This is a genomic window from Pseudomonas sp. CFSAN084952 (assembly GCF_009648855.1).
Classification (GTDB): domain Bacteria; phylum Pseudomonadota; class Gammaproteobacteria; order Pseudomonadales; family Pseudomonadaceae; genus Aquipseudomonas; species Aquipseudomonas paracarnis.
Genome location: NZ_CP045767.1, coordinates 5,909,250 through 5,927,157 on the forward strand (window position 1 = coordinate 5,909,250; position 17,908 = coordinate 5,927,157).

Here is a 17,908-nt window from a genome sequence, read left to right on the forward strand (position 1 = left end):
TTGAGCTCATCGCACGCGCACGTAAGTGCCCGGCGCCGCTTCCATCGGTGGGTAATTCTGGTTGCCCAGAGCGGTGAGGGTTTCGCGTTGTACACCGGAGCGTTTTTGCACCCACTCCAGCCACTGCGGCCACCAACTGCCTTCGACGTGCTGGGCGTCGTAATACCAGGCGCGCGGGTCGCTGCTCAGCTTGAGGTTCTCGACGTAGTTGGCCTTGGGGTTGCCCGGTGGGTTGAGGATGCTCTGGATATGCCCGCTGTTGGACAGCACGAAGCGCCGCTCGCCACCCAGCAGTTGCGTGGAGCGGTACACCGCGTCCCACGGCGTGATGTGATCGTTGATGCCGGCCACGCTGAAGCTGTCCACCGCGACCTTGCGCAAGTCGATGGGCGTGCCGCATACCTCCAGGCCGCCAGGGTGGCTCAGGGGGTTGTGCTTGAAGAAGTCCAGCAGGTCACCGTGCAAGGCGGCAGGCAGGCGCGTGTTGTCGTTGTTCCAGTACAGGATGTCGAACGCCGGCGGTTCCTTGCCCAGCAGGTAATTGTTGATCCAGTAATTCCAGATCAAGTCGTTGGGGCGCATCCAGGCAAACACCTTGGCCATGTCGCGGCCATCCAGCACGCCTTGCTGGTAAGAGCGGCGCTTGGCGGCCTCCAGGGTTTGTTCATCGGCGAATAGGGTTGCGGGGCTGTCGATCTGGCTGTCGAGCAGGCTTACCAGGTAACTGGCGCTGGAGATGCGCCGCAACTGGCGCTTGGCTTGCAGGTGGCCTTGCAGCGCGGCGATGGTCAGGCCCCCGGCGCAGGCGCCCATCAGGTTGACCTCGCGGGCGCCAGTGATGGCCCGGCACACGTTGAGCGCTTCTTCCAGCGCCGCCACGTAGGTGGACAGGCCCCATTCGCGATGCCGCACGTCCGGGTTACGCCAGCTGACCATAAAGGTCTGCAGGCCGTTTTTGAGCGCGTATTGCACAAAGCTGTTGGCCGGGCTCAGGTCGAAAATGTAGTACTTGTTGATTTGCGGCGGCACCACCAGCAGTGGCTTGGCGTACTGTTTTTCGCTCATGGGCTTGTATTGGATCAGCTCCAGCAGCTCATTGCGAAACACCACCGAACCGGGGGTGGTCGCCACGGTCTTGCCCACTTCGAAAGCGTGCTTGCTGACCTGGCGCGGCAAACCGTTGTTGTGCAGCAGGTCTTCGAGCAAATTACTCACGCCACGCACTACGCTGTTGCCGCCGGAGTTGAGCAACTCCTTGATCGCCAGCGGGTTGAGCAGGGTGTTGGAAGGGGACACGGCATCGTTGAGCAGGGCGAAGGCGAACTGCGCGCGGGCGCGATCATCGTCACTGAGGGCGCTGTCATCGATCCACTGCCGTGTCTGTTTTTGCCAGCTCAGATAGGCTTGCAAGCTGCGGCGGTACAGCGGGTTGAGCTTCCAGGTGGGGTCGCTGAAGCGATGGTCCCTGGGGTTGGGTTCGTGCACGGTCTCACCCAGCAGCACACGGCCCAGCTGGCCGCCCAGGGCCAGGGCGTGGCGAGCGGTGTGCACCGGGTTGCGCAGGCCGTGCGCGGCGACGGTACGCAGGGTCGACAGCAAGTCCCGGCCGCGCAGGCCGGTGATCGCATTTTGCGCGTTGATGAACGCAGCGGGGGTGGGCGCCGGGTTCGTCACGGGTCTTTCTCGCATGAGCCAACACTCCTTCGTCAAGTCATCAAGCAGGCACGCCAATCCAGAACCATAGTCGGTTCCTGGCAAGTTGCGCGGTGGTGTGGTCCTTCACACCGCCGGTCGCGGATGTATCACGGCGCGCAGGCGCTCCTCCTCCAGAAACTTCATGATGATCGGCGCCACGGCTTCGGCCCGGGTGATCAGGAACAGGTGGCCGTCGTCGATGATGTGCAACTGCGCATTGGGGATGCGCCAGGCGAGCATGCGCATGTTGACCAGCGGGATCAGCGGGTCATCGTCCCCGGCCAGCACCAGGGTGGGCTGGCGGATCTTGTGCAGCCAGTGAATGCTGGTCCAGCCCAGCCCGGCAAACAGTTGCCAGTAGTAACCCAGCTTGCCGGCCGAGCGCACTTTGCTGGCGTGCTCGGCGGCCAGTTTGGAATCACGGCGGAACGAGCCGCCATAAATCATCGGTGCAATGCGCACCACGTGGGACGGCTGGATATAGCGCCTGGGACTTGCCATCAGCCACAACACCTTGGGCTTGCCCGGCACCATGAAAGCCCCGGCTGCGGTGGCCGCCAGGATCAATTTCTTGCAGCGCTCGGGGTAGTCATACGCAAATTGCTGGGCCAGCGCTCCGCCCCAGGACACGCCCACGGCATTCACTTGGCCGTAGTCGAGGTAATCGAGCATACGTGCGGTGAGCTTGGCCAGGCCGGGGAAGCGATAGGGTCGGTTCGGCGTCGAGGAACCGCCCACGCCGGGCACGTCGAAGGCGATCACTTCCAGGTCCGGGTCCAGGGCCTGGACGAACGGAAACACCAGCTCAAGGTTGGCGCCGATGCCGTTGAAGATCAGCAGCGGGGTCAAGTGCGGCTTGCCCGGGCGTACCGCCGTGCGGATGGTCTGGCCATCCAGGTCGATGGTACGGAAGATGAACGGTTGCGCCATGCTCAAGCCCTGTGAAGTGGTGCTATTGGTCTGTAGGAACTCGGTCAGTGTGGGAGCTGGCTTGCCTGCGATGGCATTCTTTCAGGCCGCGATTAGTGAGCAGGCCCATTGCTATCGCAGGCAAGCCAGCTCCCACATCTGATCTCATTTCAATCACAAGAATGCCTAGCGTTCATGTACATAGGTACCCGGCGCCGCTTCAGCGGCTGCATAGGTTTTATTGCCTAATGTCGTCGGGGCTTTTTTCAATTTTCCCGCCCGCTCCGCCTGCCACACCTGCCAATGCAGCCACCACGAATCGGTGTGCTTGGTCGCATCTTCTTGCCACTCCAGCGCACTGCCGGCCAGACCCTCGCTGGTCTGGTAGCGCGCTTTGGGGTTGCCCGGCGGGTTGAGGATGCTCTGGATATGCCCGCTGCTGGACAGTACAAACTCGACCTTGCCGCCGAACAACTGCGCTGACTTGTAACAGGACTGCCACGGCGTGATGTGGTCGTTGGTGCCGGCCAGGGAATAGATATCGGCAGTGACCTGCTTGAGGTCGATGGGCGTGCCGCACACTTCCAGGGCGTTGGCCCGTACCAGTGGGTTGTTTTTGAACAGTTCGATCAGGTCGCCATGGAACGCGGCCGGCAAGCGTGTGGTGTCGTTGTTCCAGAACAGGATGTCGAACACCGGCGGCTCGTTGCCCAGCAGGTAGTTGTTGACCCAATAGTTCCAGATCAAGTCGTTGGGGCGCATCCAGGCAAAGACCTTGGCCATGTCGCGGCCTTCCAGCACGCCGGCCTGATAGGAGTGGCGCTTGGCCGCTTCCAGAGTCTGCTCGTCGACAAACAGCGCCACCTGGGTGTCCAGGGTGGTATCCAGCACGCTCACCAGCAGAGTCAGGGCGTTGACCTTCTTCTGCCCCAGCGCCGCGTAGTGGCCCAACAGCGCCGTGCAGGTGATGCCGCCTGAGCAGGCACCGAGCATATTCACGTCTTTGCTGCCGGTAATCGCCGTGACCACATCGACCGCTTCCTTCAGCGCCTCGATATAGGTGGATAGCCCCCATTCGCGCTGGGCCTTGGTGGGGTTGCGCCAACTGACGATAAAGGTCTGCTGGCCATTACGCAGGCAGAAGCGCGCCAGGCTTTTATCCGGGCACAGGTCGAAGACGTAGAATTTGTTGATCTGCGGCGGCACCACCAGCAGCGGGCGCTCATGCACCTGCTCGGTAATGGGCTTGTACTGGATCAGCTCCAGCACGTCGTTGCGAAACACCACCGCGCCTTCGCTGGTGCCCAGGGTCTTGCCGACTTCAAAGGCGCCCATGTTGACCTGGCTGGGCATGCCGCCGTTGTGCACCATGTCCTTGGCCAGGTGAGACAAACCGTCGAGCAGGCTTTTACCGCCGGTTTCAAAGAAGCGTTTGACCGCCGCCGGGTTGGCCGCGCTGTTGGTGGGGGCCATGGCTTCGGTCATCAGGTTGATCACGAAGTGGCCCCGGCTGATGTCTTGTGCCGACAGGTTGCTGTCGTCGATCCAGTCGTGAAGTTCCTTGCGCCATGCCAGGTAAGTCTGCAAATAACGTTTGTAGAGCGGGTTCTGGCTCCAGGCTGGGTCGTTGAAACGACGGTCGTCGCCCTCGGGCACCAGTGCGGATTTGCCGAACATCACATTCTTCAATTCAACGCCAAAGTGGGCGACGTGCTTGACGCTGTGCAACGGTTGCTTGATGGCTTGGGTCAGCACCATCTTGGCCGAGGCCAATAAATCCTTTTTGCGTAACGCGATGATCGGGTTCAACCCCAGGGTGTTTTCCGAGGCCTGGCGTTTCAAGTCATCGTTATTCTTGTTACTCATCTACGACGCTCCATTGTCCGAAAGACGAGTACCGGCGATTGCTGCGCACCCAATTTCGATACACGACACCAGCCTGGTACTGCGACTCGGGTGACCGTTGATACCGCATCGTCAAATGCAGGGAACTTGCCAGCTCCATTGGTTACCCGAGTTTATTTTTTTTCGCAAGCGGGCCAATCGTTGGCCACGCGACAGGGCATTCAAGCAGATGAAATTAGAAAATGCGCTCTAAACAGCAAGACCGTTGAGCTAGAGCATCAGCCGCACGACCGACTCACTCGGATCGCGGGTTTTACCAGCGGCTTTGAGCTCGGCCAGGTAGTCGGCCCACAAAGCGTCCTGACGTACGGCCAACTGATAGAGGTAGTCCCAGGTGAACAGTCCGCTGTCATGACCGTCGTCGAAGGTCAATTTCAGTGCGTACTGGCCGGCCGGTTCCAGCTTGATCAACCGGACGTTGAGCTTGCCGAATTGCAGGATGGGTTTGCCGTGGCCCTGGACCTCGGCGGAAGGGGAGTGCACCCGCAGGAATTCGGCGGGTAGTTGGTAAACCTCGTCGGGCCCGTAGGTAAGGCCGAGGGTGTTGGAAGTTTTATGCAGGTTTACTGCGGTAGGAAATTTCGACATTGGAGATAACCCTGAAGGAACCGGCCCCAAATGTGGGAGGGACCAATGTGGGAGCCGGGCTTGCCCGCGATGCCGGCACCTCGGTGTTTCAGGAACACTGAGGTGATGCTATCGCAGGCAAGCCAGCGCCCACACAAGCCACTCCCACATTGAGTGAGGCTTACAGGATATAACGAGACAGATCTTCGTTCTGCGCCAATTCGCCCAGGTGGCTGTTCACATAATCGGCATCGATCTTGATCGCTTCGCCATTCTGCGCACCGGCCATGTCGCCGGCGCTGAAGGATACTTCCTCAAGCAGGCGCTCAAGCAAGGTATGCAGGCGACGGGCACCGATGTTCTCGGTCTTTTCATTGACCTGCCAGGCGATCTCCGCCAGGCGCTTGATACCGTCTGCCTGGAATTCGATACCCAGCCCTTCGGTTTTCAGCAGCTCGCGGTACTGCTCGGTGAGCGAGGCATGCGGTTCGCTGAGGATGCGCTCGAAGTCGCCCGGCGTCAGTGCCTTGAGCTCCACCCGAATCGGCAGGCGGCCTTGCAGCTCGGGCACCAGGTCGCTCGGCTTGCTCAGGTGGAAGGCACCGGAGGCGATAAACAGGATGTGGTCAGTCTTGACCATGCCCAGCTTGGTGTTGACCGTGCAGCCTTCGATCAGCGGCAGCAAATCGCGCTGTACGCCTTCGCGGGACACATCCACGCCGCCGGAGTTACCACGCTTGGCCACCTTGTCGATCTCATCGATAAACACAATGCCATGTTGCTCGACCGCTTCCAGGGCCTTGGCCTTGAGTTCTTCCTCATTGACCAGGCGCCCGGCTTCTTCGTCGCGCACCAGCTTGAGCGCTTCTTTCACCTTGAGCTTGCGGCTTTTCTTCTTGCCCTTGCCCATGTTGGCGAACAGGTTCTGCAACTGGCTGGTCATTTCTTCCATGCCAGGCGGGGCAGAGATATCCACGCCGGACACTTCGGCCACTTCGATCTCGATTTCCTTGTCATCCAACTGGCCTTCACGCAGGCGCTTGCGGAACAGCTGGCGGGTGTTGGAATCCGACGAAGGTGCGGCGTCTTCGTTGAAACCCATGCGTGCCGGTGGCAGCAGGGCGTCGAGGATGCGCTCTTCAGCGGCGTCTTCGGCGCGATGGCTGACCTTGGTCACTTCCTGTTCGCGCAGCATCTTCAGGGCGGCGTCAGCCAGATCACGAATGATCGACTCGACATCGCGGCCCACATAGCCAACTTCGGTGAATTTGGTCGCTTCGACCTTGATGAACGGTGCATTGGCCAGTTTGGCCAGCCGCCGAGCGATCTCGGTTTTGCCGACGCCGGTAGGGCCGATCATCAGGATGTTCTTGGGCGTTACTTCAACGCGCAGTTCTTCTGGCAGTTGCATCCGGCGCCAGCGGTTACGCAGCGCAATGGCAACGGCGCGCTTGGCATCGTCCTGGCCGATGATATGGCGGTTGAGTTCATGGACGATTTCGCGGGGAGTCATGGACATAGTGTTTGGCGGCCTCAAGCCTGAATAAGCCCAGGGCTTATTCGGCGAGGTCCTGCTCCTCAATGGTCTGATTGTGGTTGGTGAACACGCAGATATCGCCAGCGATACCCAGGGCGGTCTCGACGATTTCACGGGCCGACAGGTCGGTTTTCTTCAGCAGCGCGCTGGCCGCAGCCTGGGCGTAGCCGCCACCTGAACCCATGGCGATCAAGCCATGCTCGGGTTCAACCACGTCGCCGTTGCCGGTGATGATCAGGGAAGCGTCTTTGTTCGCAACCGCCAGCATAGCCTCCAGGCGGCTGAGGGAGCGGTCGGTGCGCCATTCTTTGGCAAGCTCTACAGCGGCGCGCACCAGGTGGCCCTGGTGTTTCTCAAGCTGGCCTTCGAAGCGTTCGAACAGGGTAAAGGCATCGGCGGTTGCGCCTGCGAAGCCGGCAAGCACCTGGCCGTGGTACAGGCGGCGCACTTTCTTGGCGTTGCCTTTCATCACGGTGTTGCCCAGGGAAACCTGGCCGTCGCCGCCCATGACAACTTTGCCGTGGCGACGTACTGAAACGATGGTGGTCAAGGGGAGAGTCTCCACGCAGCGGGGCGAAAATGCCCTGATGGAAACTCATATGGGGGTGGCGAGGGGGATTTCAACCGTAGGGAGGGAGTGCGGACGAGTGGTGATCGTTCCCACGCTCCGCGTGGTAATGCCGCCTTGGGCGCTCTGCGCCTGCTCTGTGACGCAAAGCGTCAAGGGGCACGTTCCCACGCGGAGCGTGGGAACGATCAGTGGGTATGCGTCAGCGGCTCTGGCGTTGTTGTAACAACAGGTTGCTAAACCCGGCGCCGGCCAATTGCTTTTGCGCCACGGTCAGCTGTTCGCGGTTGCTGAACGGCCCCACCAATACGCGATACCAGGTCGCGTCCTTCACCGTGCCGGACTCAACCGATACCGATTGGCCCAACAGAATGATCTGTGCGCGTACACGGTCCGCATCCGCCTGTTTCGGGAACGAGCCCGCTTGCAGGAAGAACTTGGTCACCGGCGCCGCCTTGGTTGCAGCCACCGGCGGTGCTGGCGGCGGCGTGATACCGGCCAGCGCGGCCTGGGCGCGCGCCGTGTCGATTTTCGCCGCTTCCGCTGGGGTTACCGGCGTGGTCGGCACTTGTGGCGTCGGCAGGGTTTTTTCCGGCACGGCGTCAGGCGGCACGATCACTTCCGATTCCGGCAGCAGCGTGTAGAAGTCGTACTTGGGCTTTACCGGTGCGGTCGGGCTCGGCGCGGTCTTGTTGGCTTCGGCGATTTTCGTGGCCTTTTGCTGCTCCTGTTTGACGCGCTTGACGTCATCGCCCTGGCCGGGCTCCAGCTTCATCAGAAACACGATAAATGCGCCGACCGTCAGGCCGATGGCCATCCACAACCAACCCGGAATCGGTTGCTTCGCCGGGGCCTGGTAGCGGCTGGCGCCGCGCTTGGGTGCAGGTTTTTTCTTGGCAGCCAACTTACATACGCTCCAGAGTTTCCAGGCCCAAGAGTTCCAGGCCTTGCTTGAGGGTGCGTCCAGCCAATGCGGCAAGGCGCAGGCGACTTTGTTTCTGGGCTTCGTCGTCGGCGGTCAGGATCGGGCAGTTCTCGTAGAAGCTGGAGAACAGGCCGGCCACTTCGTACAAATAGGTGCACAGGATGTGCGGCGTGCCTTTTTCGCCAACGCTGTTGAGCACTTCGCCAAATTGCGCGAGCTTGGCCGCCAGTTCCTGTTCGTGGGCGGCGTCCAGCGCGATCTGGCCCTCGACTTCGCTGAAGTCCTTGCCCAGCTTGCGAAATACCCCGGCCACGCGGGTGTAGGCGTACAGCAGGTACGGCGCGGTGTTGCCTTCGAAGTTGAGCATCAGGTCGAAGTTGAAGCTGTAGTCGCTGGTGCGGTGCTTGGACAGGTCGGCGTATTTCACCGCGCCAATGCCCACCACGCGGGCAATATTACGCAGGTCGGCCTCGGCCAGCTCCGGGTTCTTTTCCTTCACCAGGTTGTAGGCACGTTCCTGGGCTTCGGTCAGCAGGTCGATCAGCTTCACGGTGCCGCCGTCGCGGGTCTTGAAGGGGCGGCCATCGGCGCCGTTCATGGTGCCAAAGCCCATGTGCTCCATATGCATCGGGTGGGTGACGAAACCGGCGCGACGGGCCACTTCGAACACCTGCTGGAAGTGCAGGGCCTGGCGCTGGTCGACGAAGTACAGCGCACGGTCAGCCTTGAGCACGCCACTGCGGTAACGCACGGCGGCCAGGTCAGTGGTGGCGTAGAGGTAGCCGCCATCGGCCTTGACGATGATCACCGGCAGCGGCTCGCCGTCGGCGGTCTTGAATTCTTCGAGGAACACGCACTGGGCGCCGTTGCTTTCGACCAGCAGGCCTTTGGCCTTGAGGTCGTTGACCACGTTGATCAGGTCGTCGTTATAGGCGCTTTCGCCCATCACGTCGGCCATGGTCAGTTTCACGTTGAGCAGCTCGTAGATTTCCTGGCAATGGGACAGGGAAATTTCACGGAAGCGGTTCCACAGCGCCAGGCACTCTTCGTCGCCGGCTTGCAGCTTGACCACCAGGCCCCGTGCGCGGTCGGCGAACTCTTCAGACTCGTCAAACCGCTTTTTGGCGGCGCGGTAGAAGTTTTCCAGGTCGGCCAGCTCGTTGCTGGTGATCGGGTTTTCCTGCAGGTAGGCCATCAGCATGCCGAACTGGGTACCCCAGTCGCCCACGTGATTCTGGCGGATCACGGTGTCGCCGAGGAATTCCAGCACCCGTGCCACGCCGTCGCCAATGATGGTGGAGCGCAGGTGGCCCACGTGCATTTCCTTGGCCAGGTTCGGCGCCGACAGGTCGATGACCACGCGCTGGCTGTCGCCGGCCTTGCGTGCACCGATGCGGGCATCGGCCAGGGCAGCATCCAGGCGTGACGCCAGGGCCTGGGTGTTCTGAAAGAAGTTAATAAAGCCAGGGCCGGCGATTTCGGCCTTGGTGACACTCGCGTCAGCCGGCAGGGCTGCGATGATTTTTTCCGCCAGGTCACGCGGCTTCATGCCGGCCGGCTTGGACAGCATCATCGCGATGTTGCTGGCGAAGTCGCCATGGGTCTTGTCGCGGGTGTTCTCCACCTGGATCGCCGGCGACAGGCCTTCAGGCAACACACCTTCGTTGACGAGTTGGGTGAGGGCTTGTTGGATCAGCTGGCGAATGGTGTCTTTCATGGTGTTCTCTTTCGACCGCAAGCGGCGGCGCGCGATGCGCAGGTGGAAAAACTGGGCATTATCCGTGGCGAGGGCGGGCTTGCCAACCGTTCAGACTATATGGCGGACCTGCGGGCCTCTTCGCGGGCAAGCCCGCTCCCACATTTAAGGGTATTCACATTTCATAATGTGCGAGCTGGCTTGCCTGCGATGACGTAATTACCCTCAATACAAATCTACCGGGTCTACATCCAACGACCATCGCACCTGCCGACCGCTGGGCAGTTGCTCCAGCTCAAGCATCCAGCGACTTAATAGCCGATGCAGCGGCGCGCGGGAGGTTGCCTGCAAGAGTAGCTGAGCGCGATAACGCCCGGCGCGCCGCTCCATGGGCGCTGGCACCGGGCCGAGTAGTTCGATGCCACTGAGGGCCAGTTCGCCCAATAAACGTTCGGCGGCGCTGCAGGCCTCATCAAGAAAGCCTTCGACCTGCCCGGGTTTGTGGGCTTCGGCACGCAGCAGCGCCAGGTGCGCAAAGGGCGGCAGGCCGGCGGCGCGGCGTTCGCTCAAGGCCTGCTCGGCGAAGGCAAAGTAGCCTTGTTCCGTCAGTTGAATCAGCAGCGGGTGGTCGGCCAGGTGCGTCTGGATAATCACCCTGCCTGGCTCTTCGGCCCGCCCGGCGCGCCCTGCCACCTGCACGATCAACTGCGCCATGCGTTCGCTGGCGCGAAAATCCCCGGAGAACAGCCCGCCATCGGCATCCAGGATCGACACCAGGGTCACCCGTGGGAAGTGATGCCCTTTGGCAAGCATCTGCGTGCCCACCAGAATGCACGGTTGGCCCTTGTGGATGGTGGTGAACAGTTGGTTCATAGCGTCTTTGCGCGACGTGCTGTCGCGGTCGACCCGCAGCACCGGGTAATCCGGGAACAGAATGCCCAGGCGTTCTTCGGCGCGCTCGGTGCCGGCGCCCACGGGCCGCAGGTCCACCTTGCCGCACTGCGGGCAATGGCGCGGTACCCGTTCCACATGGCCGCAGTGATGGCAGCGTAACTCGCCGTGGCGCTGGTGCACGGTCATGCGCGCATCGCAGCGCTCGCAGCCGGACATCCAGCCGCAGTCATGGCACAGCAGCGTCGGGGCAAAGCCGCGGCGGTTGAGAAATACCAATACTTGCTGGCCGGCGGCCAGGGTCTGGCCAATGGCCTGTTGCATCGGGCCGGAAATCCCGCTGTCCAGCGGGCGGCTTTTCACGTCCAGGCGCAGGAAACGCGGTTGTTTGGCGCCGCCGGCGCGCTCGTTCAGGCGCAGCAGCCCGTAACGGCCGGTGTAGGCGTTGTGCAGACTTTCCAGGGACGGCGTGGCCGAGCCCAGCACAATCGGGATGTCTTCCTGGCGGGCGCGCACCAGCGCGAGGTCGCGGGCGTGGTAGCGCAAACCTTCCTGCTGTTTATAGGAGCCATCGTGCTCCTCGTCGACGATGATCAGCCCGGGGTTTTTCATCGGCGTGAACAGTGCTGAGCGCGTGCCGATAATAATGTCGGCCTCGCCGTCCCGCGCCGCCAGCCACGACTCCAGGCGTTCACGGTCATTGACCGCTGAGTGCACCAGGGCGATCCGGGCATTGAAGCGTTGCTCGAAACGCGCCACGGTCTGCGGGCCCAGATTGATCTCGGGGATCAGCACCAGTGCCTGCTTGCCCGCCTGCAGGGTTTCGCGGATCAGTTGCAAATAGACTTCGGTCTTGCCGCTGCCGGTGACGCCGGCTAGCAGGAACGCGTGGAAACTGTCGAAACCGGCGCGAATCGCCTCATACGCGGCGCGTTGCTCGGGGTTCAGCGGCAACTCCGGCTGGGCCAGCCAGTGTTCGTGGCGCGGGTCCGGGGCGTGCTTGCGGATTTCCACCTGCACCAGGCCCTTGGCCAGCAGCAGGTCGAGGCTGTCTTTGCTCAGCATCAGCTTGCTTAATAGCTGATGGGCCACGCCGTGTGGATGCTGCGCCAAGGTGGCCAGGGCCTCACGCTGGCGCGGGGCGCGGGCGATGCGCGGGTCTTCGAGGCGTGCGCCGGGCGCCATCGACCAGAAACGCTCCTGACGCGCTTCGGCCAGTTCGCCCTGGCGCAGCAGCACCGGCAGCGCCCAGCTCAAGGTATCGCCCAGGCTGTGTTGGTAATACTGCGCGGTCCACAGGCACAGCTTGAACAGCGCGGGCGGCAGCGGCGGTGTGGCGTCGAGCAGGGCAATAGCCGGCTTGAGCTTTTCGGCAGGCACTTCGCTGTGGTCGGTAACTTCCACCAGAATGCCGATCATTTCCCTGCGCCCGAACGGCACGCGCACGCGCATGCCTGGCTGCAACTGCGCACGCGACACGCCGGGCGGGGCCCGGTAATCGAACAGGCGGCGCAGGGGCGAGGGCAGGGCTAGGCGCAAAATGGCGTCGGGCACGCGAGGAGTCTCATCTATTAAGGCAGCGGTGGCGCAGGGGCGGGAGCCTAGCAGACCGGGGTTGTCACGTCTCCAGTACTGGAACCGGATCTTGTGGGAGCTGGCTTGCCTGCGAAAGCGCTAGTGCAGTAACAGATGCAGTGACTGACACACCGCCTTCGCGGGCAAGCCCGGCTCCCACATTGACGGCGGTGTGTCAGGAATATCTGATGAAAGGGAGCTTTCGGCCATTACCGCCGCTTGCGCGATTAAAAAGGTCTGGTAGAATCCGCGGCCTAATTACGTGCGGTATTCGACAATAGTGTCGAGTGGCGGCACGCTAGCCTGAGGAAGTGCCATGAAAGCCGATATCCATCCAGCGTACGAAACCATCCAAGTCACCTGCAGCTGCGGCAACAAGTTCGAAACTCGTTCGAACCTGTGCAAGCCACTGGGTACTGACGTATGCAACGAGTGCCACCCGTTCTACACCGGTAAGCAGAAAACTCTGGACACCGGCGGCCGCGTACAGCGCTTCGCAGATCGCTTTGGTGCTTTCGGCAAGAAGCCTGCTACTCCAGCAGAGTAAGGTTCAAGAGCCTTATGGGCTTTTACCCGCTGTTGAAAAAGGCGTCCCTTGTGGGCGCCTTTTTTGTGCCTGGAATTTGGCTGGTGACCGCTGAGGCCGATGCATTCTGCCCCGCCCCGGCAGCTATCGCCCGCGTTGAGGTGCAGCGTGTGGTGGATGGCGACACAGTACGCCTCAAGGATGGTCGCAGCGTACGTATGATCGGCCTCAATGCGCCGGAAACCGGCAAGAAGGGCCGTCCAGACGAGCCATTTGCCGTCGCCGCACGCCAGCGCCTGCAGGCGTTGGTCAAGGCCAGTGATGGGCGTGTCGGCCTGGTGCCGGGGCGCGAAGGCAAAGATCATTACGGGCGCACCCTGGCTTACCTCTACGGCGCCAATGGCGAGAACCTGGAGGCGCAACTGCTGGCCGAGGGCCTGGGGTACCAGGTGGGCGTGGCGCCGAACGTGGACCTGGTGGCCTGCCAGCAGGCGGCCGAAAACAGCGCCCGCCAGTCACGGCTCGGCCTGTGGCGCCAATCGCCGGTGCAAAACGTGGCCAATCTCAAGCGCTCCGGGTTTGCCCTGGTGGCTGGTCGGGTCAGCAAGATCGAGCGCAATCGCGGCGGAATCTGGATTGAACTGCAGGGTTCACTGGTATTACGCATTGCGCCCGAGCTGATCAGCCAGTTCGATACGGCCATGCTCAATGGTCTGCAAGGCCGCACCCTTGAGGCGCGTGGCTGGGGGCAGGATCGTTCCCGCCGTGGCGGCCTGAAAAAAGGCCAAGCACGCTGGCTGTTGCCAATAACCGACTCTCGCATGCTGAAATCGACGCTTTGAATAAAAAATTGTAGACATTTTTTATTTCGATTGTGAACAGTTGAGCCCTTGTATCCCGTGGCTCTTGGCCAAAAGTCGTAGCCCAGGGCCCTTGACACCTGTGACTGCCCAGTCTTGTAGGGACTTTACGACACGCGTATCCTCGGCGGTCCGTCGACCAACAGTAAAAGCGGAATGCCGATATGTCTGATTTGAAAACTGCCGCTCTCGAATACCATGCCAATCCTCGTCCAGGAAAGCTGAGTGTAGAGCTCACCAAAGCCACTGCCACTGCCCGCGACCTGTCGCTGGCCTACAGCCCTGGTGTTGCCGAACCCGTACGTGAAATCGCCCGTGACCCAGAGCTGGCGTACAAGTACACCGGCAAAGGCAACCTGGTTGCAGTGATTTCCGATGGCACCGCGATTCTGGGCCTGGGTAACCTCGGCCCATTGGCTTCCAAGCCAGTCATGGAAGGCAAGGGCGTGCTGTTCAAGCGCTTTGCCGGCATCGACGTTTTCGACATCGAAGTCGATTCCGAAAGCCCGCAGGCGTTCATCGACACCGTCAAGCGCATTTCCATCACGTTCGGTGGCATCAACCTGGAAGACATCAAGGCACCTGAGTGCTTCGAGATCGAAAAGGCCCTGATCGAGCAGTGCGACATTCCGGTATTCCACGATGACCAGCACGGCACCGCGATCGTTACCGCAGCCGGCATGATCAACGCCCTGGAAATCGCTGGCAAAACCCTGGGCGAGGCGAAAATCGTCTGCCTGGGCGCCGGTGCCGCGGCCATTTCCTGCATGAAGCTGATCATCAGCATGGGCGCCAAGCTGGAAAACATCTATATGGTCGACAGCAAGGGCGTGATCCAGTCCGAGCGTACCGACCTGAACCAGTACAAGGCGATGTTTGCCCATCCGTCCTCCAAGCGCACCCTGGCTGACGCCCTCGACGGTGCCGACGTGTTCGTTGGCCTGTCCGGCCCGAACTTGCTGAGCGCTGAAGGCCTGAAATCCATGGCGCCGAACCCTATCGTGTTCGCCTGCTCCAACCCGGATCCGGAAATTTCTCCTGAGCTGGCCCACGCCACTCGCAGCGACGTGATCATGGCCACCGGCCGTTCGGACTACCCGAACCAGGTCAACAACGTATTGGGCTTCCCGTTCATCTTCCGTGGTGCCCTGGACGTTCGCGCCAAGCGTATCAACGAAGAAATGAAAGTGGCCGCTGCCAACGCCCTGCGTGAACTGGCCAAGCTGCCGGTACCTCAGGACGTGTGCGACGCCTACGGTGGCGCCAAGCTGGAATTCGGTCGTGAGTACATCATTCCAAAACCAATGGATAAGCGCCTGATCACCCTGATCTCCGATGCCGTGGCCAAGGCCGCGATCGAGACTGGTGTGGCTACCCTGCCGTATCCAAAGAACTACCCGCTGCAGAGCGTGGATGATGTGTTCAACGGCTAAGCCGTTATAGCGCACCAACAAAAAGCCCCGGCTGAGTGATCAGTCGGGGCTTTTTTGTGGGTAGCGATTCACGAGAGGCTTTGGCTGATCATTCCCACGCTCTGCGTGGGAATGCCCACCTGGACGCTCCGCGTCTGCTTTTGAGGTCGTGACGCAGAGCGTCACAGGATGCATTCCCACGCGGAGCGTGGGAACGATCGGCCGATCAGCGTGATCAGGTCAGAACAAATCGATCGGCGCGCCTTCATCCGCCGGCAGTGGGCTGCCCGGCACTGCGCCGTTGCCCAGTTCGTTGACCGACGGCGGTGTGTCTTCGCTCTTGAACAGCTCGAAGTACGCATTCGGCGTGCTCGGTGAAGCTGCGCGGCCACTGATCGGGTCTATGCGCAGGCTGAGGATGCCTTCCGGCTCTGGCTGGGTATGCAGCGGCTTGTCCTTGAGCGCTGCGCCCATGTAGCTCATCCAGATCGGCAGGGCGACGGTGCCACCAAACTCGCGGCGGCCCAGGCTTTCAGGCTGGTCATAGCCGGTCCACACGGTGGTCACGTAGTCGCCGTTGTAGCCGGAGAACCAGGCGTCCTTGGATTCGTTGGTGGTACCGGTCTTGCCAGCGATATCCGCGCGGCCCAGGGCCAGTGCGCGGCGGCCGGTGCCCTTCTTGATCACGTCTTGCAGGATGCTGTTGAGGATGTAGGTAGTACGGCCATCCACGATGCGCTCGGCAACCGCTGGCGCTTGCGGTTCGGCCGGTGCGCTGGCGTTTGCGGCCGACGGCGTGCCTGGCGTCGGCTCGATGGTGATACCGCCGTTGCTCGGTGCCGCAAGGCCGTCGGTTGCCGCCACGCCATTGACCACATCACCCGGTACCCGTGGCGGATTGGCAATAAACAGGGTGTCGCCATTGCGGCTTTCGATCTTGTCGATCAGGTAAGGCGCGATCTTGTAGCCGCCGTTGGCAAAGGTGCTCCAGCCGGTGGCGATTTCCATCGGCGTGAGGGTTGCGGTACCCAGGGCCAGGGACAGGTTCGGCGGCAGGTCCGACTTGGCGAAGCCAAAGCGCGTCATGTAGTCGATGGTCTTGCCTACGCCCATCGCCTGCAACAGGCGAATCGACACCAGGTTGCGCGACTTGTACAGCGCCTCGCGGATACGGATCGGGCCGAGGAACGTGTTGGTGTCATTTTTCGGGCGCCAGACCTTGTCCAGGTATTCGTCGACAAACACGATTGGCGCGTCGTTGACCAGGCTGGCGGCGGTGTAGCCGTTGTCCAGTGCCGCACTGTAGACGAACGGCTTGAAGCTGGAGCCTGGCTGGCGCTTGGCCTGGGTAGCGCGGTTGTAGTTGCTCTGCTCAAAGGCAAAACCGCCGACCAGCGCACGGATCGCACCGTTCTGCGGGTCCAGGGACACCAGGGCGCCCTGGGCGAGCGGCACCTGGCTGAATTTGAGGCTGTCATCCTTCTGGCGTTGCACGCGGATCAGATCACCCACCTGGGCCACGTCGGAGGGCTGCTTGGGCATCGCGCCCATGCTGTTGGTGTTCAGGAACGGGCGCGCCCACTTCATGCTGTCCCAGGCTACATGGGCTTCGCCAGAACGGGTCAGCACTTGGATGCCGTCTTTCGATACCTGGGTAACGATGGCCGGGTCCAGGCCGCTGATCGAACGCTGTTTGCTCAGTTCGGTGGTCCAGGCACTCAGGGTCTTGCCCGGCAGGCGCGACTCGGGACCGCGGTAGCCGTGACGCTGGTCATAAGTAATCAGGCCTTCATGTACCGAATGGTTGGCGATTTCCTGCAAGTTGCTCGGCACCGTCGTGGTGACGCGGAAACCTTCGGTGTAGGCCTCGCTGCCATAACGGCCAACCATCTCGGCGCGGGCCATTTCAGCGATATAGGGTGCATTCACTTCGGGCGTCGGCACGTGATAGCTGGCATTCAGCGGCTCGGCCACGGCGCTTTCATAAGCGGCCTGGTCGATCTTGCCCAGCTTGTACATGCGGCCCAGGATCCAGTCGCGGCGTTCTTTGCTGCGCGCCGGGTTGGCCAGCGGGTTGAAGCGCGAAGGTGCCTTGGGCAGGCCAGCAATCATGGCCATCTGCGCCAGGCTGGCGTCACGAATCGACTTGCCGTAATAGACCTGGGACGCGGCCTCGATGCCGTAGGCGCGGTTGCCCAAGTAGATTTTGTTGACGTACAGCTCGAGGATTTCATCCTTGGTCAGCTGGCGTTCGATCTGCAGCGCCAACAGGATTTCGGTGGCCTTGCGGGAAAAGCTGCGCTCGCTGGTGAGGAAGAAGTTCTTCGCCACCTGCATGGTGATGGTGCTGCCGCCCGATTGAATGTGTCCGCTTTTTACCAGTTGTGTGGCTGCACGCACCAGGCTGCTGGGGTCTACGCCGTAGTGGTTGGCGAAATTATCGTCTTCGGCGGACAGCAATGCGCTGATGAAATTGGGTGGAATGTCGGCGAAACGGATCGGTGTGCGGCGCATTTCGCCGAACTCCGCGATTAACTTGTCATCGCTGCTGTAGACCCGCAAAGGAATCTGCAACTGGATACTTCTGAGGGCCTCTACGGAGGGCAAACCCGGACTAAGGTAGAGGTAGGCCCCGCTGAATACGAGCAGCAGCCCGCAGACGATGGCGACAATGGAGTACCCGAAAAACTTCAGCAGACGAATCAAGGCTTTTGGATTTCCAGAGAAAAGAAAGAGTTACGCGTCGGGGCATGCATGGCAAACGATGGATCGACCCGGGCAGCAGATAAAAAGCGGGAAAAAACGCTGGGCATTAAAGCATTTTTCGGCTTGGGGCGTCATT

The 17,908-nt window shown here is 61.4% G+C and carries 13 protein-coding genes; 3 read left to right on the forward strand and 10 right to left on the reverse strand.

What is annotated here, in order from left to right:
• Positions 1-6: 6 nt before the first annotated feature.
• The 9 genes from phaC (GH769_RS26975) to GH769_RS27015 form a co-directional block, all read right to left on the reverse strand.
• Positions 7-1,689 carry a class II poly(R)-hydroxyalkanoic acid synthase gene (phaC, locus tag GH769_RS26975; protein WP_032901833.1) on the reverse strand — a complete coding sequence of 561 codons (1,683 nt, stop codon included), beginning with the start codon at positions 1,687-1,689 and terminating at the stop codon, positions 7-9.
• A gap of 90 nt (positions 1,690-1,779) precedes the next feature.
• Positions 1,780-2,625 carry a poly(3-hydroxyalkanoate) depolymerase gene (gene phaZ / locus GH769_RS26980; protein WP_019820034.1) on the reverse strand — a complete coding sequence of 282 codons (846 nt, stop codon included), beginning with the start codon at positions 2,623-2,625 and terminating at the stop codon, positions 1,780-1,782.
• A gap of 165 nt (positions 2,626-2,790) precedes the next feature.
• Positions 2,791-4,470 (reverse strand): class II poly(R)-hydroxyalkanoic acid synthase, encoded by a 1,680-nt coding sequence (phaC, locus tag GH769_RS26985; RefSeq protein WP_014716570.1) that lies wholly within the window; start codon positions 4,468-4,470, stop codon positions 2,791-2,793.
• Positions 4,471-4,719: 249 nt separating this feature from the next.
• The gene (locus GH769_RS26990) at positions 4,720-5,097 is read right to left on the reverse strand and encodes a gamma-butyrobetaine hydroxylase-like domain-containing protein (protein ID WP_019820036.1); all 378 of its coding nucleotides are present in this window, start codon (positions 5,095-5,097) and stop codon (positions 4,720-4,722) included.
• A gap of 160 nt (positions 5,098-5,257) precedes the next feature.
• Positions 5,258-6,595, reverse strand: coding sequence for an ATP-dependent protease ATPase subunit HslU (hslU, locus tag GH769_RS26995; RefSeq protein ID WP_003171208.1), 1,338 nt, complete (start codon positions 6,593-6,595; stop codon positions 5,258-5,260).
• Positions 6,596-6,632: 37 nt separating this feature from the next.
• The gene (hslV, locus tag GH769_RS27000) at positions 6,633-7,163 is read right to left on the reverse strand and encodes an ATP-dependent protease subunit HslV (protein WP_003171209.1); all 531 of its coding nucleotides are present in this window, start codon (positions 7,161-7,163) and stop codon (positions 6,633-6,635) included.
• Positions 7,164-7,383: 220 nt separating this feature from the next.
• Positions 7,384-8,085 (reverse strand): SPOR domain-containing protein, encoded by a 702-nt coding sequence (locus tag GH769_RS27005; RefSeq protein ID WP_003187899.1) that lies wholly within the window; start codon positions 8,083-8,085, stop codon positions 7,384-7,386.
• 1 nt (position 8,086) lies between these two features.
• Positions 8,087-9,823: an arginine--tRNA ligase gene (gene argS, locus GH769_RS27010; RefSeq protein ID WP_019817938.1), complete on the reverse strand. Its 1,737-nt coding sequence runs from the start codon at positions 9,821-9,823 to the stop codon at positions 8,087-8,089.
• A gap of 204 nt (positions 9,824-10,027) precedes the next feature.
• Positions 10,028-12,247, reverse strand: coding sequence for a primosomal protein N' (locus tag GH769_RS27015; protein WP_032901838.1), 2,220 nt, complete (start codon positions 12,245-12,247; stop codon positions 10,028-10,030).
• Positions 12,248-12,584: 337 nt separating this feature from the next.
• Here GH769_RS27015 and rpmE point away from each other — a divergent pair, with 337 nt between their 5' ends.
• The 3 genes from rpmE (at position 12,585) to GH769_RS27030 (ending at position 15,087) form a co-directional block, all read left to right on the forward strand.
• On the forward strand, positions 12,585-12,815 hold the full coding sequence (gene rpmE / locus GH769_RS27020) for a 50S ribosomal protein L31 (protein ID WP_014716575.1): 231 nt from the start codon (positions 12,585-12,587) through the stop codon (positions 12,813-12,815).
• 14 nt (positions 12,816-12,829) lie between these two features.
• Positions 12,830-13,636, forward strand: a complete 807-nt coding sequence (locus GH769_RS27025) for a thermonuclease family protein (RefSeq protein ID WP_153649945.1) — start codon at positions 12,830-12,832, stop codon at positions 13,634-13,636.
• A gap of 182 nt (positions 13,637-13,818) precedes the next feature.
• Positions 13,819-15,087 carry a malic enzyme-like NAD(P)-binding protein gene (locus tag GH769_RS27030; RefSeq protein WP_014716577.1) on the forward strand — a complete coding sequence of 423 codons (1,269 nt, stop codon included), beginning with the start codon at positions 13,819-13,821 and terminating at the stop codon, positions 15,085-15,087.
• A gap of 219 nt (positions 15,088-15,306) precedes the next feature.
• Here GH769_RS27030 and GH769_RS27035 read toward each other — a convergent pair whose 3' ends face one another.
• Positions 15,307-17,769, reverse strand: coding sequence for a penicillin-binding protein 1A (locus GH769_RS27035; protein ID WP_371921751.1), 2,463 nt, complete (start codon positions 17,767-17,769; stop codon positions 15,307-15,309).
• Positions 17,770-17,908: the final 139 nt, after the last annotated feature.

Bases quoted from the DNA above. Each gene is read 5' to 3' on its own strand.
- phaC (WP_032901833.1), bottom strand. From the start codon at position 1,689: ATGCGAGAAAGACCCGTGACGAACCCGGCGCCCACCCCCGCTGCGTTC.
- phaZ (WP_019820034.1), bottom strand. From the start codon at position 2,625: ATGGCGCAACCGTTCATCTTCCGTACCATCGACCTGGATGGCCAGACC.
- phaC (WP_014716570.1), bottom strand. From the start codon at position 4,470: ATGAGTAACAAGAATAACGATGACTTGAAACGCCAGGCCTCGGAAAAC.
- GH769_RS26990 (WP_019820036.1), bottom strand. From the start codon at position 5,097: ATGTCGAAATTTCCTACCGCAGTAAACCTGCATAAAACTTCCAACACC.
- hslU (WP_003171208.1), bottom strand. From the start codon at position 6,595: ATGTCCATGACTCCCCGCGAAATCGTCCATGAACTCAACCGCCATATC.
- argS (WP_019817938.1), bottom strand. From the start codon at position 9,823: ATGAAAGACACCATTCGCCAGCTGATCCAACAAGCCCTCACCCAACTC.
- rpmE (WP_014716575.1), top strand. From the start codon at position 12,585: ATGAAAGCCGATATCCATCCAGCGTACGAAACCATCCAAGTCACCTGC.
- GH769_RS27025 (WP_153649945.1), top strand. From the start codon at position 12,830: ATGGGCTTTTACCCGCTGTTGAAAAAGGCGTCCCTTGTGGGCGCCTTT.
- GH769_RS27030 (WP_014716577.1), top strand. From the start codon at position 13,819: ATGTCTGATTTGAAAACTGCCGCTCTCGAATACCATGCCAATCCTCGT.